Raw genomic sequence first — 22,662 nt, forward strand, 5'->3', positions numbered from 1 at the left:
GGACGGAAGCTGTGGCTCGGCACCTCTACCGCTGTCCGCTGCGCTGGTCGGACATGGATGCCTTCGGGCACGTCAACAATGTCGTCTTCGTCCGCTACCTGGAGGAAGCGCGCATCGACTTCATGTTCCGGCTGGCGCGGTCGGACGGCTCGCCGTCGTTCTCCGGCGGCTCCGTCGTGGCCCGCCACGAGATCGACTACGTTCGCCCGCTGGTCCACCGGCACGAGCCGGTGGTCATCGAGTCCTGGGTGACGCGGATCAACGCCGCGTCGACCACCATCGCGTACGAGATCAAGGACAGCGAGGACACCGATTCCGTCACCGGCACGGTGTACGCGCGGGCCAAGACGATCGTGGTGCCCTACGACCTGGAGAGGCAGCGGCCGCGGCGGATCACCGACGAGGAGCGGTCCTTCCTGGAGGGCTACCTGGACGACGGCACGGCCCCGACCGGCGGGCCGGGCCGCGACCCGGAGGCACTCGTCGTATGACCGCCGTCCGGGGGAGTGTGCAGTTCACCGACGCCGGGGAGGCCGCGGACCTCGCCGCCTTCCTGATGCGGCTGCTGCACTACGACCGCGCAGCCGCCGTCCGCGTCCAGGTCTCCGGGACCACGCTCGCCGTCTTCGGCCGGCCGCCGTCCTTCGAGGTCCTCGCCATCCGCACGGCCAGGCTCGCCAAGCCGTACGAGCACGGCCTGGACGAGGTCCTGGACACCACCGTGTCCGCGGGCGACCTGCTGGAGGCCATCGACGAGCGGGCGGCGACGGCCGTCGTGCCCGAGGCGGTCACCGGGCCGCCCTGGGCCGGCGTCCTGCCGCCGCGCGGCGGCTGGCGGCCTGAGCCCGGTCTGCCCGCGCCGCGGGCGCTGACGGGGCTGGTGGCCGGGGTGGTCGCGGAGTTCCGGACCCGCAGCGAGGAGCTGGGGGAGGAGCGGCGGACACGCGCCGAGCTGGACCGGATCGGCCAGGACATCTGGTCCAGGCCGGTCGGTGACACGGACCTTCCGGTGCGCGCGGCCCACGCGGCCCACGCACTCGGGTTCCTGCGTGCACCGGCGCCCCGGCCTGAGGCGGCGGTACCGGGCAGGCGGACCAGGGCCGATAGTCCCGGCGGCCCCGATGACCGGGGCGGTACAGGGGGGCCCGGGAGCACCGGCAAGGGCGCCGGCCCCGGTGGGCGGGGCTCATCGGCACCCGGTACGCCCGCGGCGCCGGACACTCCCGCAGCGCCCGGCACGTCCGTGGCGCCCGGTGCATCCGGGGCCGCGGCAGCACCGGGTGCCCCCGTACCCGTCACCCTCCTTGCCGCCGGCGCATGGCTGCGGCTGCGCACGCCGTACGGTTCGATCGCGGTACGCCGTACCGGTGCCGGAACCGGCATGCTCAGTGTGACGCCTGCCTAGCCGGCGCCGCTCAGTAGTGGATCGCGCCCTTGGCGCCGCCGCCCGCGGACACCGCGTCGCCATTGAGCGCGACGCTGAGCGGGCTGGCGAGGAAGGCGACCACGGACGCCACCTCCTCCGGCTCCACCAGGCGCCCGATGGATACGGAGTCCGCGAACTGCCGCTCGACCTCCGCAGGGCTGCGCCCGCTCGCCGCCGCATGTTCCTCGACGGCCTGCAGCATGGACTCGGTGCGGGTGGCCCCGGGGTGCACCACCGTTACGTTGATCCCCTGCGGACCGAGTTCGTCGGCCAGGTTCTTCGTCATGGCGGCGATCGCGACGTTGCGGATCGATCCGGTCACCGAGCCCGTCTGGCGCGCTGCGAGTCCCGCGATGTTGATGACACGCCCCCACCGGCGTTCGATCATCCCCGGGGTGAGGGCGCGAACGCAGCGCAGGTAGCCGCGGACCTTGACGTTGATCTGCTCCTCAAGGCGGTCATCCCCGGATGCCGACGTCATGATGGCGGCCGCGTTGTTGACCAGGATGTCCACCCCGCCGAGGCTGCTGATCGCGGCCTCGGCCATCGCCGCCACGGAGGCGTCGTCACCGGTGTCGGCGGCGATGCCCACCACCCGGGCACCGGTCTCGGCGCTCAGTCGGGCTGCCTGTTCCTCGACGCCGTGGGCGTTGCGCGCTATCAGGGCGACGGCCGCGCCCTCCGCCGCGAGCGCACGGCCCACCGCGAACCCGATGCCTCGGCTCCCTCCGGTGACCACCGCACGGCGTCCGGCCAACTGCAGATCCATGTTCTCCCCTTTTGCCTCATCTGGGAGATCTCAGCAAACCACTCCTCCGTAGCGGCGGGAGCAGCGGGTCGCCTGTTCGGCGGCCGTCCCGCGCCGGCCGTCGTCCCCACGGCGGACCGCCGGAGGCGTGAAGGGCCGCTCGCCGGGCCGGCCGGCCCGCCGGGCACCCTCTGGGAGGGGCACCGCCCGGGAGGGGTGCGCCGGTGGGCCGGCCGGCCGTGGTCGCGCCGTGGTCGTGCTGCGGGCGGGGGTCAGGCGGAGGTGATCGACGGATAGTCCGTGTAGCCCTGTGCGTCGCCTCCGTAGAAGGTCTTGGGGTCGGCCGTGTTGTAGGGGCCCTCGGTCCTGATGCGGGCGATGAGGTCCGGATTGGCCAGGTACGGTCGTGCGAGGGCCACGGCGTCCGCGATGCCGCCCTCCAGGACCTCCGCCAGGGCCTCGTGCGGCGCGTGCTCGTCGTACAGCGGATTGAGGACGAGCGGCCCGGCCCAGGCGGCCCGCACCTTGAGCGTCAGGTCGCGCTCCCCGGTCTCCCGCATGTGGACGTAGGCGAGCGGCAGGTCCGACAGGGCGTTGAGAAGTGCGGTGTACAGCTCGGCGGGGTCGTTCTCGACGATGCCGAGGTCGGTGTTCCCGGGTGAGATGCGCAGCGCCACACGCTCGGGGCCGACAGCCGCGGCGACCGCCTTGACGACCTCGACGGGGAACCTGATGCGGTTCTCGACGCTGCCGCCCCACCGGTCGGTGCGCAGATTGACGTTGTCGGAGAGGAACTGCTGCAGGAGGTAGCCGTTGGCCGCGTGGAGCTCCACCCCGTCGAAGCCCGCTTCCAGGGCGTTGCGGGCCGCGGCGACGTGGTCGGCGACGGTCTGGAGGATCTCGTCCTCGGTGAGTTCACGAGGGACGACGTTGTCCTTGCGGCCCTCGGCGGTGTGGGTGCCTCCGGGTGCCCGTACGGCCGAGGGTGCGACGGGGGTGAAACCCGTCAGCAGCGGGTGGCCGATACGGCCGGCGTGCATGATCTGGGCGAAGATCGTACTGCCCGCGGCGTGGACCGCGTTGGTTAAGGTCCGCCAGGCGGCGGTCTGTTCGGCGTTGTGCAGTCCCGGTGTGGCGATGTAGCCCTGGCCTACGCGGCTCGGCTGGATGCCCTCGGTGATGACCAGCCCGGCGCCCGCCCGCTGCGTGTAGTACTCGGTCATCAGCTCGGTGGGCACCCCGTCCAGAGTGGCGCGGTTGCGCGTCATGGGGGCCATGAACACGCGGTTGGCTGCCGTGGTGGCTCCGATGGTGATGGGTTCGAATGCGTTCGTCACAGCTCTGTGTCCTCTCCCGGCTCGACGGCCTCCGGGTGCGTTCGGCTTCCCGGGGGCAGGGGTGCCCGTGTCGTCCCGCCGCAACGGCGGGCCTTGTCCCGACGCATGAAGTTTAGCATTCAACTACTTCTTGCGTGAACCCCTGTCGCGGCAACGCGCCCGGCGCGCGGGAGAGTTGGGCCGAGCGCCCGGTGTGTCGCGCACCTCATGAGCGGGCGGCCGATGGGGAGGCCGCCCCCGTGTATCCGCCCCCGCGTGGTGGTGCGCAACCTCCGCCCCGCCTGTGCCTGCACCGAGTGGGGACCGTGCGGCAGGGGTCAGGTGCGACCGGATTCGCCTCCGGTGCCGTCGGCGGTGGGTGCGGCGTTGGTGCTCGGGGCGCCCATCGCCGTGTCCGGGACGACCAGTTCGCTCTCGGCGAGGCCCAACTGGCCGGAGACCGCGGCCAGTTCCTCGCCGAGCGGTTCGGGCGTCACCACATCGTGCTTGCCGCCGACCTTGCCGGTCAGCAGGGAGGCGACGGCCGCGATGACGCAGGCCGCGACCGCGAACCAGAAGGCGACGATCAGGCCGGAGTGGAAAGGCCCGGAGATCAGGTGGGGGAAGAACTCCTTGCTGGTGATGTCCGCCCCGCCGCCCGGCAGCTTCGCCAACTGGTCACCCAGCAACTGCTGGAACGGGTTGTAGCCGAGGAACGCCGCGAACAGCACGGCGATGGGCGGTAGCTGGGAGACGCCCTGGGCCACGTCCTGCGGCACACCCTGCTGGACGAGTCCGTCGTGCATGGCGGTCGGCAGAGTGTGCGAGAGGCCCGCGATCATGAGACTGAAGAAGACGCCGATGGACAGGACGGAGGCCGAGTTCTGGAAGGTCGCGCCCATACCGGCGCCCGCGCCCCGGGACTCGGCGGGCAGCGCGTTCATGATCTCGGCGCGGTTCGGCGAGGCGAAGAGGCCGGAGCCCAGGCCGTTGACGAAGAGCAGCAGCGCGAAGACCCAGTAGTCGAAGTCGGTCGGCAACGCCATCAGCGCGACGAACCCGGCCGCGGTGAGCACCGCCCCGCCGACCGTGAACGCGCGCGCCCCGAGCCGGTCGGAGAGCCAGCCGGACAGGGGTGCCGAGAGCAGGAAGCCGATGGTCAGCGGGATCATGTAGATGCCCGCCCACAGCGGGGTCTTCTCGAAGCTGTAGCCGTGCAGGGGCAGCCAGATCCCCTGGAGCCACATGATCAGCATGAACTGGAGGCCACCGCGGCCGAGCGCCATCATCAGGCTGGCGATGTTGCCCGCGGTGAAGGCCCTCAGCCGGAACAGCGAGAGCCTGAAGAGCGGCTCCGCCACCTTGAGCTCGATCCAGACGAAGATCCCGAGGACCGCGGCGCCGCCGAGCAGGGCGAGCAGCACCAGCGGGTTGGCCCAGCCCATCGTGCTGCCGCCGTAGGGCTGGATGCCGTACGTGATGCCGACCAGCACCGAGATCAGGCCCACCGCGAAGGTGACGTTGCCCCACCAGTCCATCTTCGCCTTGCGGCGCACGCCGGTGTCGTGGAGCTTGAGGTACGCCCATATGGTGCCGAAGACGCCGAACGGCACCGACACCAGGAAGATGAGCTTCCAGCTCACCGGGGCCAGTACGCCGCCGAGGATGAGGCCGATGAACGAGCCCGCGATGGCGGCGATGGAGTTGATGCCGAGCGCCGTGCCGCGCTGGTGGGCGGGGAAGGCGTCGGTGAGGATCGCCGTGGAGTTGGCGAACAGCAGCGCACCGCCGATGCCCTGGGCGATGCGCCAGCCGATCAGCCAGAGGGCGCCCGCGCTGCCGTCGAAGTACGTCAACGACAGGGCGATGGAACATACGGTGAAGGCCGCGAAGCCCATGTTGTACATGCGTACCCGGCCGAACATGTCGCCGAGTCTGCCGAACGTGACGACGAGCACGGCGGTGACCACCATGAAGCCCATCAGCATCCACAGCAGGTAGCTGGTGTTCGCCGGGTCCAACGGGTCGAGATCGATCCCCCGGAAGATGTCGGGCAGAGCGATCAGCACGATCGACTGGTTGATCATGACCATCAGCACACCGAGCGTGGTGTTCGACAGCGCGATCCACTTGTAGTGCTCGCCCGGCCCGTTGCCCGGGGGTGCCGCGGCGGTTATCCGGCTCATGCCCACAATGCCCCTGCTCCTTCCGTCCGCCTCCCACCGCGGGCGGCGGGCACACGGATCAAGAACGTTGGTTGCTACAAGTAAATCTAACTCCTCTCACTGACGTCCACACGCTCTCCCTGGTAACCCCTCGCTCGCACGCGCGCGAGGGCGGGGGTGCGGCGGAGGCGGCGGAACGGTGGGGTGGGCCGCGCGGGAGGCCGGGGGTGCGGGGCGCCGGGGCCCTGTGCCGGGGGCGGCTGCCCCGCTCGTGGGCGGGCCCTGTGCGGCGGGCGGACCTGTGCGGCGGGTGGACCTGTGCGGCGGGTGGCTCTGCGCGGTGGGCGGTCCTGTGTGCGGTGGCGCCGGTCGCGGCAGGTGCGGGGTCCGGGGTCGGACGGCCGGGCCCGGACGGCCGGTGCGCTGTCTGCTGCGGCATGGGCGGCCGGTGCGTAGCGCGACGCGTGATGCGGTGTCGCTCACCGGGCGGCACGGTGCCGCCCACCGCGATGCGGTGCCGCCCGCCGTGCCGCACGAGGGGCCGGCGGGGCCGGGGCGCCGGTGGCCGGCAGGGCGTCGGCACGTGCGGCGGCGTGCGGCAGTCGGCGCACGGGAGGGGGCGCGTGCGGGAGGGGTGAGCGGCGCTCGGGAGGGGGCGGTCGGTGTGGTGAGCGGATCTGCGGATCGGTCGGCCGGCCGGGAGCACCCCCGGCCGGTTCGGGCCGCCGGCCCGGCTGCCCGACCGGGCCGGCCGGTGGGACGGCTCAGCCGGCGGTGTTCACCATGGAGGCGGCGGCGTACGTCAGGTAGTTCCAGAGCGTGTGCTCGTGCTCCTCGCTCAGGCCCAGCTCGTCGACGGCGGCCCGCATGTGCCTCAGCCAGGCGTCGTGCGCCGCGCGGTCGACCGCGAACGGGGCGTGGCGCATCCGCAGCCGAGGATGGCCGCGGCGCTCGCCGTACGTCGTGGGGCCGCCCCAGTACTGCATCAGGAAGAGCGCGAGGCGTTCCTCGGCAGGGCCCAGGTCCTCCTCCGGGTACATCGGGCGCAGCAGCGGGTCCTCGGCGACGCCCTCGTAGAAGCGGTGCACCAGGCGCCGGAAGGTCTCCTCGCCGCCGACCTGCTCGTAGAAGGACTGCTCCTGAAGCGTGCCGTGCGGAATCTCATTCACGCGCTCCATGGTCTCAGACCGACCGGCCCGTGATGCAGGCCCCGGGAAACCGTCCCGGCCCGCCCTTGCTGACCTTTGTCTTACTTGGACCACTTTTGATCACATTGGGGGCCTGGTTCAGCCCCCGTGCCCGCGCACACCCCGCGCACGCCTCCCGCGCGCACCCCGCACCTGCCTCGCGACACACGCCCTGCGGCGCACGGCATTCCCCCGCGCGGCCCCAGGCGCCCCCGCGCGGCCGCTGGTCTGCCGCCGTGCGGCCGCAGCACAGTGGAGGCATGACCTCCAACGCCCTCGACGACGCCCTCGAAGGGACGGCCGCCGCCGCGCGGGCCGCGCTGGTGCGCGAGATCGCGGCCGGCGGCGCCTTCGACGGGGACCCGGCCCTGCGCACCGCCTTCGCCGAGGTGCCGCGCCACCTCTTCGTGCCCTACTACTACGTGGTCGCCGAGCCGGCCGGGCGCGGATACGAGCGGCTGTGGGGCGAGGACCCCGATCCCGCCCGCCGTGCCGCCTGGCTGCGGGGCGCCTACGCGGACACGGCGCTGGCCACCCGGGTGCGGGACGGCCGGCTGCTGACGTCGAGCAGCCAGCCGTCGCTGATGGCCCGGATGCTCGCCGACCTGCGCCTCGGGGAGGGCCACGCGGTTCTGGAGATCGGGGCGGGCACCGGCTACAACGCCGCGCTCCTCGCCCACCGCCTCGGCGACGAGCGGGTCACCACCGTCGACCTCGATCCGGAGATCACCGACTCCGCACGCGGCCACCTCGCCGCGGCCGGCCACCGCCCCGCCGTCGTCACCGGCGACGGCACGCGCGGCTGGGCCGAGCGGGCACCCTACGACCGGATCATCGCCACCTGCACCCTGGACGACGTGCCACGCCCCTGGCTGGCGCAGTGCCGGCGCGGTGCACGCATCCTGACGCCGTTCGCCACCGGTCTCCTCCTCCTGGAGGTGGCGGGGCCGGACCGCGCGGAGGGCCGCTTCCTGCCCTCGCCCGCGTTCTTCGTCCCGCTGCGCGGCGGCACCGGGGACACCGTGCTGCGCGGCGAGGAGCCTCCGGGGCTGGGCCGGCTGCCGTGCCGGGCCCTGGAGGACGACTCCTTCCGGTTCCTGCTGGAGCTGACCGGCGGCAGGCTCGATCCGCGGGAGGCCCTTCGGATCTGGGACCGCGCGGCCCGTCCGGCCCGCGAACGGTACGGCGTCACGGTCGACGGCGACAGTGCTCGGGCATGGCTGGACGATCCGAACGGACCGTACGCCTGGCGGCTGTGAGGGGCGGGCGCGGCCGTGCCCGCGGGGCCGGGCGATCCCGGGAACGCATTCGCCCGCCCCGCCCGGCCGTCGACCGCCCTGCCATGGACCGCCTCGCCCGGCCGCGGACCGCCCCGCCCGTGCACGGGCGGGGACGATCGCTACCCGCGGCGGATGGTGATCGTCGTCCAGGCCCCGACGTGCACCCGGTCGCCGTCCTGGAGCGGAACGGGCACGAAGGGCTGGATGGGGTCCTCGGCGCCGTTGACCGTGGTGCCGTTGGTGGAGTTCTGGTCGACGACCGCCCAGGAGCCGCCCGGCTGCTGCACCAGCATCGCGTGCTGGTGCGACACGCCCGGGTCCTCCGGCGGCACCGAGAGGTCGATGTCGGGAGTGTCGCCCGTGGAGTGCCGACGGCGGCCGATGGTGATCCGTTCGCCGGTCAGCGGACGCTGCTGCTCGGGCGAGTACGCGGGGAGGTTCAGGCCCGTCGCCTCCGGGCCCGAGCGCTGCATCATCGCCATGAAGTACTCGCGGTCGGGGCCGATGGTGACCGTCCAGGTGCCGGGCGGTGCGTAGCCTCCGGGCCCACCGACCCCGCCGGGCCCGCCGGGTGCACCGGGTCCACCGAACCCGCCCGGGCCGCCGGGCCCCGGCGGCGGGGGACCGGGCTGCTGGTAGGCCGGCGGGGCACCGGCATGCTGCCCGCCCGGCGCGGGCGGAGCCGGCGGGCCCCCGGCCGCCGCGGCCGCAGGCGGCGAGATCACCCAGTCGTCGTCACCTCTGCCGGCGGGGGGAGGCGGTGGGGGACCGGGCACCCGGCCGTTCTCCTGCGGGAACCCGGGGGGCGGCGGAGGCAGCGCGCCGCCCGGCTGCTGCTGGAACGCGGCGGGCGCGCCGCCCGGGGCGGGTGCTCCGGGGCCACCGGTACCGGCCGGCTCGCCGGGTCCGCCGAGACGGTGCCCACCGGTTCCCGGAGGCGGCGGGGGCGGGCCCGCCGTGTCACCGCCGAACGACGGCGGCCCGGGCGGCAGGGGCTCCGCGGGTCTGTTCACCTGCGAGGGCCGCGAACTCTGGTACTCGTACGGCTCCCGCCCGGCCGGTGCCGACTGCTGGAAGTGCATCGGCGGACTGCCACCGGAGACGGGGGGACGCGGGGCCGCCGGGGTGTACGACGTCGCCGTGTTGGTCAGGAAGTTCCAGCGGCACTCCTCGCAGAAGGGCGCACCGCCCTCACGCGGGGTGTGGCACTGCGGGCAGAGTTCCGCCTCGGCCTGCCCCGGACCCGGGTCGGTCGCCGCGGGCGCCGGCGGATAGCCGTACGCGGCGGGGGGCGGGGGTGGCGGGGGCACGGTACCGGCCATGCGGTGACCGCAGACCTCGCACCAGTCGTCGGAACGCGACTGGTGTCCGTTCGGGCAGGTCAGCATGTCGGCGCTTCCCCCTCTCCTTCTCCGGCCCGGTGGCCGGCGAGTCCGGACGTTCCCGTCGTCCTTGAGCGTGCTCCGTCCGAGTGTGCACTGCACCACCGTGACGCGAGGCCGGTCGATGTGGTGACGTGACGGCCCTGATGCGGATCACGGACATCACCACGGTGTTGCTGCGGCGCCGCGCCATCGGTGGCGCGACAGCTATGACGCAACTTCCGCGGCCCCGGGTTCTGCGGATCTCCCGCGGTTTCGCCCGGCCCTCGTGGCCGGGGCGTCCGGGGCCCTTCGTGCTCCTCACCCCTGCTGCGGCTCCCTGGATGTCGACTTCTTCACGCGGACCGTCTTGGTCGACCTGGTCTCCAAGGTCATCTCGTCGGCGTCCGCGACCCTCGCTTTCAGTCGCACAGTACCTGCCGCGACGTCCACCACGTCCACCACCTTTGCGAGCAGTTTCGCGGTGTCCTCGTTCCCGAGGGCGCCGGCGAGCTGAACCGCGCGGCCCAGTTTGGCGGTTGCACCGTCGTCGTCGCCGGCCTTGCGCGCGTCCAGGCCCTGCTGGATGACCTCGGCCAGCTCGGCCTGCCCGGTGTAGTGCGCCACCTGCGGGTTGATCGACGTGGACGCGGACAGGTCGTCGGTCCACAGCGCGCGGACCAGGCCCTGCGCCAGGGTCCGCACCGAGCCGTCGTCCGCCGGGACGACCAGCGAGGCCCGCGCCGCGAGCATCTCCTGTCCGACGCCGGCGGCCGGCACCCGGACGCAGACGTGGTAGTCCCGGGACTCGTCGCCCCAGGAACCGGTCGGATAGTCGCCGGCGCGCGGGCCCGCCTCCGTGCGCCGGGCGGTCAGCTCCTCCACCGCGGGCGCGACCTGCTTCACGAACGCGACCTCCGCGCCCATGGGCGTCCACAGCCGCAGCGAGACGTCCGCGACCTCCTTGCCCATCACCGTTTCCATCATCCGGGTGAAGTCGTCGGCTAGCCCGGACGGATCGGCGACGATGTCGGCGCTGCCCAGCAGCGCCGAGGCGATGGCGGTGACCTCCTTGACCTCCCAGTCGGTGCCGACACCGCGTGCGTCGCAGGTGAACCGCCCCGAGCAGGCCTCCAGCGCGGCCCTCAGCTCGTCGGCCGACTCGTGTTCGTTGCGGCCGTCGGTGAGCAGGATGCCGTGCCGGATGGCGACGTCGGCGGTCGCCAGCAGACGGTCGGCGAGCCGCAGCCAGGTGCCGATGGCCGTGCCGCCGCCCGCGGAGAGCTTGCGCAGCGCCTGCTTGGCCTGCTCCCGGCTCGCCTCGTCGGCGACGGCGAGCCGGCCCGCGCCCGGATAGACCTCCACGGCCCGGTGGGTGCCGCCGATCACGGCGAAGTGCACGCCGTCGCGCAGCGTGTCGATGGCGGCTGCCGTCGCCTCCCTTGCGTTGCGCATCTTGGTCGGCGGGTAGTCCATCGAACCCGAGCAGTCCACCATGACCGCCACCGCGGCGTCGGGTGTCCGCCCCGGCCCTGGCAGGTGCGCGCCGGTGGTGCCGGTGGTGCCGCCGCCGGTCGCGGTGACCGTCACGATGGCGTTGACGTCGCGCCCGCCGGCCGGCAGGTATTCGTTCTGGTAGACGTCGACCGCGAACCGCGGTGCGTTCGACTTCGAGAATCTGGCCATGGAATCCGCTCCCCCTCAGGCTTTCCCACGGCGGGTGGGTGGCATCTCTCCTCGCCGGTCGTGATCGTGGCCGCGGCCCGTGCCGGGCCCGGCCCCGTCAGGCCGATCCTGCCCCCGGCGGCGGAGCCGGGAACGGCAGCACGGCCACTGTTACGTTGTCGTGGCCGCCGCCGTCGAGGGCGTGGCCGACCAGCACCCGGGCGCTGTGCAGGGGGCGCTGTGCGGCGTCCGGGGGCAGGATCGACGCCATGTCGCCCGCGCCCTCCGCGTAGTTCCACAGGCCGTCCGTGCACACCACCACCACGCCGGGCCGGTCAGGCTTGAACGCCGCGGTGTGCGGCTCCAGTTCGTAGGCGTCGGCGCCCAGCCAGCCGGTGATGGCGTGCGCGCGCTCGTCCGCGTAGGCCTCCGCCTCGTTCATCAGCCCGGTGGCGACCATCTGCGCCGCCCAGGAGTCGTCCTCCGTGAGCCGGGCGGCGGGGGCGCTGCGGTCGACGGGTACCCAGTAGGCGCGGCTGTCACCGACCCAGCCGACGACCAGCAGGTCCTTCGCGATGATCGCGCCGACCAGCGTGCAGGCGGGGGCGTTGTGGTTCGGTCCCTGTGCGTGGACCGCACCGGGCTCCCCGGCCAGGGCGTTGACCGCCTTCGAGGCGGCGAGGATGGCCTCGTGCATGGCCTGCTGGGGATGCGTGCCGCGCGGCAGGGCCGCCAGCAGGGACTCGGTCGCCGCGCGGGACGCGGCCGACGACGCGTCGTCGGGCCGGCTCGCCGACGACACGCCGTCGCAGACGATGGCGAGCACGGCGGGCGCGCCGTCCTGGAGCGCGGTCGACGACACGGCGAACGCGTCCTCGTTGCGGTGGTGCCGGTGGCCGCGGTCGCTGACCGCGGCCACCGCGCCCAGCTCCTGCTCGACGTGGTCGCGCTCGCGGGGCTGGGCCTTGCCGCAGTTCTCGCAGTAGTCGTCCCGGTCGACCCGGCCCGTGGCGCAGAAGACGCAGAGCCTGGCCTCCGGGGCGGGCGCGGGCAGGGCGCCGGGCACCACGGTGCGCGGGTCGGCGGGCGCGCCGGAACCCGGCGGGTCGTCGCGGAGCACCGTGCCGGCGGGCGGGCGGGGCGCGGCCAGCTCGTAGTCCTCGGGCTCGGCGGCGGCCGGCTGCGGCGCTGGGGCGGCGTTGGGCGCCGAGGCGGGCGCCGGCGCACCGGGCGGCACGGGCGCGGCCGCGGCGCCGGCCGCCGGGAAGGACGGGGGCTGCTGCGGGGGCGCGGGCGGCGCAGGCGGCGCAGAGGGGCCGGCGGCCGGTCCCGGTGCGGTGCCGGGGCCTTCGGGAGCCGCGGCCGGTGGCGTGGGCCGCCGCTCGCCGGTGGCCGGGTCGGCGGGGCCCACCGCGTCCTCCGTGTGCGTGGGCAGGGCGCCGCCGCCCGAGTCGGTGCCGGGCAGGTCCGTGGGCAGATGGACCGGCGCCGGCAGTTCGGAGCCGTCGGTCCCGGGAGCCGCGGGCCATTCGACAAAGGCGCCGGGAGCGCCCGCGCCGGGAGCGCCGGCGCCGTGCTCCGGGGCACCAGGGTGCGCGGCGCCGGGCCGGGCCAGGCCCGCGGGGCCGGAACCCCGCGGGGCCTGCCGCGTCGTGCCGGTCCGATCGCCACGGGCGCCGTTGACCGGGAGGGTCGGGCGGTCGCCGACCGCCGCCCACACCGTCGACAGGTCGTACCCGCACCCTCCGCAGAAGCGGTCACCCGACTCGACCGGCTCCTCACAGGCCGGGTTGGGGCAGGTCGACCCGGCGGCCGACTGGGGCATCTGCGACATGTTCACACCCACGTCCGGGGGCGGAGGCGGTTGGCCCGCTCCACCAGTTCGATCCGCTCCCTGCCGCTGTCCGTGAGTCGGGCCAGCGTCCGGTACGACCGTTCCAGGCCGAAGCGGAGTCCACGTTCGTCAAGTTCGCTGCCGAGCAGCACGGTTCTGCCGCCGCCGCGGGGCGGGGCGGAACCCTGGCTACCGGAGAGTACCCAGTCGAGGGCCGTACCCAGAACCTCCGTCGACAACAGCTCCCTGCGGACCGCGTCGAGGCCGAACGCGTCCAGGGCCTCCACCTGCCCGGCCGCGGCGGTCAGGTCCGCGAGGAACGAGGGGTCGGCACTGCCCGGCGCGCCGGTGCCGCCGGGCGCCGTGGCCAGCCGGTGCCTGAGCCTCGCCCGGACCGCGGCCACCCGTGCGGCGGTGTAGTGGATCGAGGACTCGGGAACGGACTCCAGCGTGCCCACCGCACCCCTGCGGTCGCCGGCCGCGAACTGCACCCGGGCGAGGCCGAACGCCGCGCTGACGTAGCTCGGGTCCGTCGTCCACACGAGGCGGTAGTACTCGGCGGCGTTGTCGAGCTGCCCGAGCGCCTCGGCGCAGATGCCGAGCGCGATCTTGGGTGCGGGCTCGCCGGGGAAGGCGTCGTAGACGGCGTCGAAGGACAGCGCGGCGCGGGCGTGGTCGCCGGTGGCCAGGGCCACCACGCCCTGGTACCAGATGACCCGCCAGTCGTCCGGGTGGTCGCGCTCCAGGGCGTCCAGCGTGTCCGCCGCGGAGGCCAGCTCGCCCATGTCGAGCCGGGCGCGCAGCTCCCGCAGCCGCAGCTCGGGGGAGTTGGCAGGGGCGGTGCGCAGGGCGCTGATCAGCTCGCTGGGGGCGGAGGCGATGAGGCCGGCCAGGAAGCCGGCGTTCGGGTCGTTGGCGTCGACCCTCGGGATCGGCAGCGCGGGAGCGGCGGCCCGGGCGCCTGCCTGCCCGGTGGGGCCCGGTGCCGGGAGGGGGGCCGGGCCCGCCGGGATCGCCGGGGCGGAACCTGGCCGGTGCGGCGCAGGCCGGGCACCCGCGCTCCCCTGTGCTGCCGGTGCCGACACCAGTGCCGGTGCCTGTGCCTGTCCACCGGGCCCCGGTGCCTGTGCCTCCTGGCCACCGGACGCCGGTGCCGGTGGGTGGCCGGTGGACGCCGGTGCCGCGCGCCTCCTCGGTGCGGGCAGCGGCCGGGGGCCGAAGCGGGAGACCTCCGGCCCCGCCTCCTTGAACAGCTCGGTGTCGGTGACCTTGAGCTCGGGGCCGAAGAGGGTGGACAGCGCGGGGCGCGGCCGGCCGGTCTGGAGGGCGACGACCTCGCGCAGCACGCCGGTCAGTTGCTCCGCCATTTCCTGCGCCGAGGCGAACCGGCGGGCCGGGTCGGGATCCGTGGCGCGCACCAGCAGCCGGTAGAAGGACTCGTACGTGCGCAGGACGTCGATGTGGTCCGGGTCCGGCAGCGAGTCCACGAAGACGTTGGTGTAGCCCTGGAAGTCGAAGGTGAGCACGGCGAGGGTGCGCGCGACCGTGTAGAGGTCCGAGGCCACCGACGGGCCGACCTCGGCGACCTCGGGGGCCTGGTAGCCGACCGTCCCGAAGATGGCCGACTCGTCGTCGTCCATCCGGCGTACCGCGCCCATGTCGATCAGCTTGAGCTGGTCCTCCGTCTGGATGGCGTTGTCGACCTTGAAGTCGCAGTAGAGCAGGTTGCGGCTGTGCAGGTGGCCGAGCGCCTCCAGGGCCTCGATGCCGTAGGCGCAGGCCTGCTCGACCGGCAGCGGATCGCGTCTGCCGTCCGGGGCTCGGCGGCTGTTGGCGATCTCCTTGAGCGACTTGCCGCCGACGTACTCCATGACGATGTACCCGTCCATGGAGCCGGTGCGCTGGTCGAGGTGCTCCACGAAGTTGTAGATCCGCACGATGTTGGAGTGCTCGATCTCCGCCAGGAAGCGCCGTTCGGAGATGGCGGCGGCCATCGCGTCCTGGTCGCCGGTGTCCAGCAGGCCCTTGAGCACCACCCAGCGGTTGGCGACGGCACGGTCCACGGCGAGGTAGATCCAGCCGAGCCCGCCGTGCGCCAGGCAGCCCACCACCTCGTACTGGCCGTGCACGATGTCGCCCCGGTGCAGCTTCGGCACGAACGAGTACGGGTGCCCGCACTTGGTGCAGAACCCCTCGGTGCGCCCCGGGCGTTCGCCGCGCGCGCGGCCCACCGGGGCACCGCAGTCGGTGCGCGAGCAGAACCGCTTGCGCTCGGGCACCTCGGGGCGCTCCAGCACCATGGCGCGCGGGTCGGGGCGTGGCACCTCCGGCACCTTCACCAGGCCGGCACCGAGCCTGCCGCGGCTGGAGGAGCCGGTGCCGGTGCCCGAGCTGCGCACCGACACCGAGCGGGCCGTCGCGTTCCCCGCCAGCGACCGCGAGAGCCGGCCCGAGACGGACCTGCGCGACGTCGCCGAGCGCGCCGAGCCCGGTCCGGAACCGCGCACCGAGCCGCTGGCCGGGCCCTCGGCGTCCGCCCCCCTGGGCCGGCCCGCGATGCCGGTCGGCGGGGAGCCGACCATGCCGTTGGCCGAGACGACCGGTGCGAGCCCGCAGGTGCCGCAGTACAGCTCGCCGCCGCCGACGTCCTCGTACGAGCCCGTGCAGTCGGGCCGCTGGCAGTCCTGCCCGCTCATGACGACTCCCCCCTACGGCCGGCGGGCCCGCCCTGCTCGGGGACCCGCGGGGTCAGCACCTCGGCGGCCGCCTGCTGGTAGCGCAGTACCGCGGCCTCCGCGGCGCGCAGGTCGCAGGGCGCGCTCCACAGCATCCGGCGCGCCGCGTCGTACCGCTCGACGAGCAGCGGGTCCTCCGCCATGCCGTGCCGGGTGACCTTCGCCTTGTAGGCGTCCAGACGGCCGCGCAGCTCCGCGCGGACCGCGAGCGGCGCGGTGACGGCGGTGAGGGACTCCCGGGCACGCAGCAACTCGTCCTCGGCCTTCTCCTCCAGGGACTCCAGCAGCGGCGACAGGCGGTGCCACTGGCCGTTCCTGCGGTACTCGGCGGCGGTGGTGAGCTGCTCCTGGAGTGCCGTCGGCGGCCCGGAGACCGCGGGCACCTCGGACGCCGCGATCTTGGCCAGCACCTCGCCGCGCGCGGAGCGCGCCTCGGCCAGGGTGCGGTCCGCACGCGAGAGCACGTCGCGCAGCTTCACGAGACGGGCCTCCGCGTCCTGACGTACCGTCAGCACCGCGTCGATCTCGCGGCGGACGTCCTCCAGCGCCCGTGCCTCCCGGTCGTAGCGCCCGGTGTCCGGGCGCCCGCCGCCCGGGGCCGCGCTGCCCGTCGCCGCGGGCTTCCAGAAGGCCAGCGGATCGGAGACGACCTGTGCCCGCAGAGCGGTCAGCGCCCTGGTGATGCGCTCCAGGTCGTCGCCCGCGGGGTGCTCTCCGGGGCGTACGCCGACGGAGTGCGCCAGTTGCCTGGTGCGCTGCAACTCGGCGGAGAGCAGGTCGATACGGGCGGGCAGCGCGGACCACACGGTGTCGGCCGCTACGACCAGGTCCAGCGAGCCGGCGTAGAGGTCGTTCATCCTCGTCACCAGGGCTTCCAGGGAGAGCAGCTCGCTCAGCCGGGCGCGGCCGTCCGGCGCGCCCGGCGGCAGGGTGCCGGAGACGGCGATGCTCTCGCCGCGCAGCAGCTCGGTCAGCTCCACCAGGTCGTCACGGCTGGGCCAGCGGCGGCGCGAGCGCAGCTCGCGCGCGGTGCGCAGGGCGTCCGTGTACGCGTCGAAACAGGTCCACAGCAGGGTGATGGAGGCATCGGCGGCCGCCCAGCGCTCGCGTGTGGTGCCGGTCAGCTCGGCGCCTTCGAGGAGTCTGCGGCCCGCGTGGTCCTGGAGGGCGAGGAGCGAGGTCTCGATCGCCTCGTGCTCCGCGCCGAGCCGCGCCAGCGCACGGTCCACCTCGTCCCGGTCCATCACCGGCCCAGGGGGTCCCGCGACGCCCATCGATCACCTCTCCACTCTCGGTCCTGCCCGGTGGCTGCTCCGGTTCCCGTCCGGCCCGGTGTGTCAGCCGCGCCCGGGCCCGGTGGTCCCCGGACCTCGCCCGGTCGCCCGCCCTGTCCCAACTCTCAGTGCCGTCAGATCGACAGGCTGTCGACCGCGTGCCGTTTCGGCCGGTCGCCACCGGTCGTGTGCCGGTCGCCGCCCGTCATGTGGTGTATCTCGGCGCGGGCGGTCCGGACGTCTCGCCCAGGTCGTCGCGCAGCCACTTGTCGTACGACGCGCGCCAGCCGCTCCTGCGGTAGTCGTCCAGGATGTGGTTCACGCGGCGGACCAGGTCGTCCGCGCCCTTCTTCATGGCCACGCCGTAGTACTCCTCTGTGAACGGGTCCCCCTTGATCTCGATCGTGGGGTCCTGCGCCGCCTGGCCCGCGGCGAGCGCGCTGTCGGTCACCACGGCGTCGGCCTCGCCGAGCTGGAGCCGTACCAGGCAGTCGAGTTGGTTGGGCACCTGGATGGAGATGTCGGCACCGAACGACTTCTTCCTGAGCTCGCTGAGCGCGGTGGAGCCGTCGGCCGAGCAGACCCGCTTGCCCTTGAGCGTGGCGTTGTAGCCGGTGATGCCGGAGCTCTTGGGGGCCACTATCTGCTGCCCGGTCTCGAAGTAGGCCGTGGAGAAGGCGACGTCCTCGGCGCGTTCACAGGTGATGGTCATCGTGCGCACCACCATGTCGACGTCTCCGCGCTGGATCGCGGCGACACGCTGGCTGGTGGGCACGGCGCGGTACTGCACGGCGTCGGGATCGCCGAGGATCTGCTCGGCGATCTCGTGCACCAGGTCTATGTCGAAGCCCTCCGGATCGCTGTTGTCGATCTTGTTCGGGTCCCGGTAGCCCCAGCGGTAGCTGCTCTGGTCGATCCCGACGACGAGGTACTTCTTCTTCTTGATCGCGTCGATCGTCGGCCCGTCGGCGGGGGAGGGGCGCAGGCTGGCCTCCGGGTGGCTGCACGTGGCGGCGGCCGCGCGCTGCGCCTGCGCCGTGCCCGGGCCCGTGCCGTCCGCGCCGCCGGCGTGCTGCTGGGCCTGGCGCAGCGGCAGGAGCGTGAGGGCGGCCGTCAGGACACAGGCCACGGCCATGGCCGCCACCCCGCCCCACCCGCGCAGCCGCGCGGTCGGCCGGCGCGTGCGCCGCTGCGGCCCTGCCGCGCCCGTCCCGGCGGGCCGCGCCGGGCACGCGCCCGTGGCTGCGCCCCCGCCCGCACGGCCGTCCGGTGGTGTCTCGCCCATGCTGCCGCCCCCTTTCACCGGTACTCCGAGAGCCTGCGGCCGATGCCGAGCACGCCGCCGGCCGCGCCCAGTACCGCAAGCACCGCCGCACCGGCCGGCAGGCCCGACATCGCGTCCCGGCCGTCCTGGGCCGCCCGGGAGAACTCCAGTTGCTCGTGCTCCAGCGCCCGGCCGAGCTGCCTGTCGACCGCGTCGAACGAGTCGCCCGTCGACTGCTGGTCCTCGCCCGCGGACTGCTTCTCCGGATCGCCGATGACCTTCTTCTTCGCGCCGTCGTAGTCCCCGGCGTTGTCCATGTCGCGGGCGTCCTTGTGCCGGGCCTGCCACTCCCTGACGCTGGCCATCGCCCTGGTCACCGGGTCCTTGCCCGCGCGGTCGTCGGCCAGCGAGGCGGCCCTGCCCAGCAGGCCGCCGCTGCCGTCGGCCCCGCCGAGCTGCGCCATCTGCTGCTTGAACTCGTAGTCGAACTCGTCGACCGTCGTACCGTGCACGTCGCGGGTCTCGGCGCCGCGGCTGATCAGCGTCAGGTTCTCGTTGCCGCGGGCCTTCAGGGAGTCGATGCGGGCGTCGTCCAGGACGGTCAGGGAGAGCACCCCGTGGTCGTAGGACTCGTCGAGGTCCATGCGCGCGACCGTGTGCCCGACGATCAGCCACAGCAGGGCGGCCGTGCACGCGGCCGTCGCCGCGAGCAGGCCGGAGTTGAAGACGCGGTTGGTGCGCCGGTAGGTGCGCCGCTGGGCCCAGACGAGGGTGCCGAGCGCGACCACGCCCAGGCCGATCGCCGCCCAGGGATAGGGGGTTGCGTCGTCGTAGTCCGCGTGCAGTTGGTCGTTCTCGGTCTCATAGAGCCTCTCGGCCTGGTCCAGCATCTGCGTCTGCATCATGCTGTTCGCGTAGCGGAGGTAGGCGGCACCCAGGGGCAGGCCGTTGCGGTTGTTGGCGCGGGCGCGCTCGATGAGGCCGGTGTAGCGCGGCAGCAGTCTGTTCAGCTCGGCGATGGCCTTCGCCGACTCGGAGTCCGCCTCGGTGTTGGCCGCGGCGGTGGCCAGTTTCTCCGCGGCCGTCTCGATGTCCTTGGCGTACCGGTCCTGTACGTTCTTCGGCTCCTGGCCGCCGACGAGGAAGCCGGTGGACTCGGCGGTGTTGGCGTCGGCGAGCGAGCGGTAGATGTCGGCCGCGTCGGCGCTCAGCCGCTGGCTGTGGGTGAGCACCTGGTCGGCGGCGTCCGCCCGGCCGGTGGTCTGCCAGGCGGTGACGGCGCCGAACGCGAGGACGAGCAGGGCCAGTACGGCACCGATGATGCGCAGCCTGCCGGGTTCGGTCGCGGCTCCCGCGCGCAGCCGCTCGATCCCCTCCGCCCAGGCGGAGCGCCGGTCGGGGACCGGGCCGCCCTGGCCGCCCGGCCTGGCACCGCCCGGCCGCCCCGCCCCGGCCGAAGGCGCCGAGTGGACCGCGCGGGGCTGGGCGGGGGCGGCGGAGCCGGGCCGGGCCGGCGGAACGGCCGGCGCACCCGGCACCGGCGCACCCGGCACCGGCGCACCCGGCACCGGCGCACCCGGCACCGGCGCACCCGGCACCGGTGTCCCCGGGCCCGGTGGCACCGGGTTCCCCTGCGGCGGGTGTGTCACCTGACCTCCCCCTGGGTCGTACGACGGTCACTTCCGCCCGGTTGCGCCAGGTGCGCGGGAAGAAGTCCACGGGCGCAAGTATGGCCGTCGTGACCGACATTCACACCAGCGTTGACGCGATCTTGTACCCGTGGCGCGCGGGGAGGGCCGCGGGTGCCGTCACGCGCGCCGGTCCGGCACCGCCGTCGGCGGCCAGGGCCACTGCGCGCTCCACGTGCGCCGTCACCCACCCGTCCTGGAACACGCCTTCGAAGGTGCGGCGGTTCCGTGCGCCGGGGGCTCGGGGTGCGCGGCCGGTGCCTGCGTCACCCGGCGGCCCCGAAATACGCCCGTACGCGTGCGTGCGCCTCTTCAGGGGCTCCCAGGTGGTCGAGGCCCAGCAGCGCGGCGCCCAGCACCGGGCGCGCCGTGACCACCTGCGGCACGGCGCGCGGGGCACGCTCGGCGAGCCGGGCGCGGACACCGTCGTCCAACTGCGGGTGACGGGCCGCGAGGAGGCCGCCGCCGAGCAGTACCGGCACCTCCTCGCCGAGCAGGTCGAGCCGCTTGAGGGCGACCGTCGCCATGGCCACCACCTCGTCCGCGAGCCGGTCCACGAGCGAGCGCGCCACCGGGTCGCCGTCCGCGGCGGTGGCGAAGACCACGGGCGTCAGCTCCAGCTTCCGGGTCTCGTCGACGTCACCGAGGTGCAGTGCGGCGATCAGCTCGTACATCGAACCGAGGCCGAAGTGCCCGGGCAGGGTCCGGGCCAGGGCCGTCGGGCCGCCGCGGCCGTCCTCGGCGCGCGCCGCGTGCCACAGCGCCTCCTCGGCCAGGCCCCCGCCGCCGCCCCAGTCGCCGGAGATCCGGCCGATCGCGGGGAAGCGGGCGGTGCGCCCGTCCGGGAGCATGCCCACGCAGTTGATGCCGGCCCCGCACACGACCGCGACACCGCGCGGCTCTGCCACGCCCGCGCGCAGGACCGCGAAGGTGTCGTTGCGCACCTCGACGCTGGCGCTCCAGCCGCGGCGGCGCAGCTCGGCGGCCAACTGCTCCTCCTCGACCGGCAGGTCGGCGTTGGCGAGGCAGGCCGAGACATGGCCGACGGCACGCGGTCCCGCGGGGCCCACGGCCTGGGCCACGGCCTTCGCCACGACGTCCACGGCCGCCTCGGCGCCGGTGCGCGCCGGTTGGAAGCCGCCGCCCCTGGCGGTGCCGACGACCTGGCCGTCGGCGGCGATCAGGGCGACGTCCGTCTTGCTGTTCCCGGCGTCCACGGCGAGCACGGTGCCCGCGCCTGGTCCGACCGGCTCCGGGTGCGCGGTGGCTCGCTCCGTGTGCCGCGCGGCGCCGCCGGTGGAGGCCCTGGGAACGGCCGCGCACGGTGCTCCCGGTGCGGCGGAAGGAGGCGTCATGCCCACGCGAGGTGCTCCCGGTTGTGCGCGATCAACTGGTCGGTGAGGGCGTCGGCGTAGGCGTACTGGCCGATCAGCGGGTGGGCCAGCAGTGCGCGGAAGACCCGCTCGCGGCCGCCGCGCAGGGCGGCGTCCAGCGCCAGGTCCTCGTAGGCCGTCACCTGCGCGACCAGGCCCGCGTAGAGCGGGTCGAGCGCGGGCACCGGCAGCGGAGCGGCGCCGGTGGGGCCCACGGCCGCCTGGACCTCGATCACGGCGTCGTCCGGCAGGAAGGGCAGGGTGCCGTTGTTGAACGCATTGACGACCTGGTGGGGGCTGCCGGCGCCCCGGCCGCCGGCGGACGTCCCCCCGCCGCCCAGCAGCGCCGCCGCGAGGTCGACGGCCGCCTCCGAGTAGTAGGCCCCGCCGCGCCGGGCGAGCAGCGCCGGCTTCTCGTCGAGTGCCGGATCGCCGTACATCGCCAGCAACTGCTCCTCCATGGCGGCGACCTCGGCGGCGCGCGACGGCCTGGTGCGCAGCTCCCTGACGACCTCGTCGTGCGCGTAGTAGTACCTCAGGTAGTACGAAGGGACGACGCCGAGGCGGTCGAGGACGGCGCGGGGCAGGTGGAGGTCGGCGGCGACGGCGTCGGCGTGTTCGGCGAGCAGGGCGGGCAGCACGTCCTCCCCCCGGGGGCCGCCGAGGCGCACACTCGTCTCCCAGGTGAGGTGGTTGAGCCCGACGTGACCGAGGTGGACCTCGGACGGCTCGGTGCCGAGCAGCGCGGCGAACTTGCGCTGGAAGCCGATCGCCACGTTGCACAGGCCGACCGCCTTGTGGCCGGCCTTCAGCAGGGCACGGGTGACGATGCCGACCGGGTTGGTGAAGTCGATGATCCAGGCGTCGGGGGCGATGCTGCGCACCCGCTCCGCTATGTCGAGCACCACGGGGACGGTGCGCAGCGCCTTGGCGAGGCCGCCCGCGCCGGTGGTCTCCTGGCCGACGCAGCCGCACTCCAGCGGCCAGGTCTCGTCCTGCATGCGGGCGGCCTGGCCACCGACGCGCAGTTGCAGCAGTACGGCGTCGGCGCCGTCCAGGGCGGCGTCCAGGTCGCCGGTCGTGGTGATGGCGCCCGGATGCCCCTGCCTGGCGAAGATCCGCTTGGCGAGGCCGCCGACCAGGTCGAGGCGGTGCGCCGACGGGTCGACGAGGACCAGCTCGGCGACCGGCAGGACGTCCCGCAGCCGGGCGAAGCCGTCGATCAGCTCGGGTGTGTAGGTGGACCCGCCGCCCACCACGACGATCTTGTGTGCCGCGGGGCGGGGCCCCTGGGCGCCGGCGTGGCGTGGGGCGGCTCCCCCGGTGGTCTCCTGCATGCGGTGCAC

General features: G+C 74.2%; 17 protein-coding genes. 3 read left to right on the top strand and 14 right to left on the bottom strand.

Features of this window, described 5'->3' with window-relative positions; all coding sequences use genetic code 11:
- Nucleotides 1-11: 11 nt before the first annotated feature.
- Both IE313_RS30095 and IE313_RS30100 read left to right on the top strand, forming a co-directional pair.
- Nucleotides 12-491 carry an acyl-CoA thioesterase gene (locus IE313_RS30095; protein ID WP_189937816.1) on the top strand — a complete coding sequence of 160 codons (480 nt, stop codon included), beginning with the start codon at nt 12-14 and terminating at the stop codon, nt 489-491.
- On the top strand, nt 488-1,405 hold the full coding sequence (locus IE313_RS30100) for a DUF8010 domain-containing protein (RefSeq protein WP_189937817.1): 918 nt from the start codon (nt 488-490) through the stop codon (nt 1,403-1,405). The genes IE313_RS30095 and IE313_RS30100 overlap by 4 nt, the downstream gene beginning before the upstream one ends.
- A 10-nt stretch (nt 1,406-1,415) precedes the next feature.
- Here IE313_RS30100 and IE313_RS30105 read toward each other — a convergent pair whose 3' ends face one another.
- From IE313_RS30105 to IE313_RS30120, 4 genes are all read right to left on the bottom strand, one after another.
- On the bottom strand, nt 1,416-2,195 hold the full coding sequence (locus tag IE313_RS30105) for an SDR family NAD(P)-dependent oxidoreductase (RefSeq protein ID WP_189937819.1): 780 nt from the start codon (nt 2,193-2,195) through the stop codon (nt 1,416-1,418).
- 251 nt (nt 2,196-2,446) lie between these two features.
- Nucleotides 2,447-3,511, bottom strand: coding sequence for an alkene reductase (locus tag IE313_RS30110; RefSeq protein ID WP_189937821.1), 1,065 nt, complete (start codon nt 3,509-3,511; stop codon nt 2,447-2,449).
- Nucleotides 3,512-3,828: 317 nt separating this feature from the next.
- A complete protein-coding gene (locus tag IE313_RS30115; RefSeq protein ID WP_189937824.1) occupies nt 3,829-5,676 on the bottom strand; it encodes an MFS transporter in 1,848 nt (615 codons plus the stop codon).
- A gap of 743 nt (nt 5,677-6,419) precedes the next feature.
- Nucleotides 6,420-6,833: a globin gene (locus tag IE313_RS30120; RefSeq protein ID WP_189937826.1), complete on the bottom strand. Its 414-nt coding sequence runs from the start codon at nt 6,831-6,833 to the stop codon at nt 6,420-6,422.
- Nucleotides 6,834-7,102: 269 nt separating this feature from the next.
- On the opposite strand from IE313_RS30120, the gene IE313_RS30125 reads away from it, so the two are divergent.
- Nucleotides 7,103-8,101 (top strand): methyltransferase domain-containing protein, encoded by a 999-nt coding sequence (locus IE313_RS30125; protein ID WP_189937827.1) that lies wholly within the window; start codon nt 7,103-7,105, stop codon nt 8,099-8,101.
- Between the two features lie 140 nt (nt 8,102-8,241).
- On the opposite strand, the gene IE313_RS30130 is transcribed toward IE313_RS30125, so the two are convergent.
- From IE313_RS30130 to IE313_RS30175, 10 genes are all read right to left on the bottom strand, one after another.
- Nucleotides 8,242-9,510, bottom strand: a complete 1,269-nt coding sequence (locus tag IE313_RS30130) for an FHA domain-containing protein (protein ID WP_189937829.1) — start codon at nt 9,508-9,510, stop codon at nt 8,242-8,244.
- 294 nt (nt 9,511-9,804) lie between these two features.
- Entirely contained in the window at nt 9,805-11,169 is a 1,365-nt protein-coding gene (locus IE313_RS30135) for a VWA domain-containing protein (RefSeq protein WP_189937831.1), read from the bottom strand.
- A gap of 97 nt (nt 11,170-11,266) precedes the next feature.
- Complete coding sequence (locus IE313_RS30140) at nt 11,267-12,982, bottom strand: PP2C family protein-serine/threonine phosphatase (protein ID WP_189937833.1); 1,716 nt, start codon at nt 12,980-12,982, stop codon at nt 11,267-11,269.
- A 2-nt stretch (nt 12,983-12,984) separates the two neighbouring features.
- Nucleotides 12,985-15,678 carry a serine/threonine-protein kinase gene (locus IE313_RS30145; protein ID WP_189937835.1) on the bottom strand — a complete coding sequence of 898 codons (2,694 nt, stop codon included), beginning with the start codon at nt 15,676-15,678 and terminating at the stop codon, nt 12,985-12,987.
- On the bottom strand, nt 15,675-16,991 hold the full coding sequence (locus IE313_RS30150; RefSeq protein WP_189937838.1) for a hypothetical protein: 1,317 nt from the start codon (nt 16,989-16,991) through the stop codon (nt 15,675-15,677). Before IE313_RS30150 ends, IE313_RS30145 begins: the two co-directional genes overlap by 4 nt.
- A gap of 205 nt (nt 16,992-17,196) precedes the next feature.
- A complete protein-coding gene (locus tag IE313_RS30155) occupies nt 17,197-18,126 on the bottom strand; it encodes a glutamate ABC transporter substrate-binding protein (protein ID WP_229925082.1) in 930 nt (309 codons plus the stop codon).
- Nucleotides 18,127-18,290: 164 nt separating this feature from the next.
- Entirely contained in the window at nt 18,291-19,793 is a 1,503-nt protein-coding gene (locus tag IE313_RS30160) for a GlnX family signal transduction membrane protein (protein ID WP_229925083.1), read from the bottom strand.
- Nucleotides 19,794-20,004: 211 nt separating this feature from the next.
- Entirely contained in the window at nt 20,005-20,148 is a 144-nt protein-coding gene (locus IE313_RS30165; protein ID WP_189937843.1) for a hypothetical protein, read from the bottom strand.
- Between the two features lie 61 nt (nt 20,149-20,209).
- Nucleotides 20,210-21,298 (bottom strand): N-acetylglucosamine kinase, encoded by a 1,089-nt coding sequence (locus IE313_RS30170; RefSeq protein ID WP_189937845.1) that lies wholly within the window; start codon nt 21,296-21,298, stop codon nt 20,210-20,212.
- Nucleotides 21,295-22,653, bottom strand: a complete 1,359-nt coding sequence (locus tag IE313_RS30175; protein WP_189937847.1) for a 6-phospho-beta-glucosidase — start codon at nt 22,651-22,653, stop codon at nt 21,295-21,297. The genes IE313_RS30170 and IE313_RS30175 overlap by 4 nt, the downstream gene beginning before the upstream one ends.
- Nucleotides 22,654-22,662 lie beyond the last annotated feature (9 nt).

Origin of the sequence: Streptomyces sulfonofaciens (assembly GCF_014656295.1) — a bacterium.
In the GTDB taxonomy this organism is placed as follows: Bacteria; Actinomycetota; Actinomycetes; order Streptomycetales; family Streptomycetaceae; genus Streptomyces; species Streptomyces sulfonofaciens.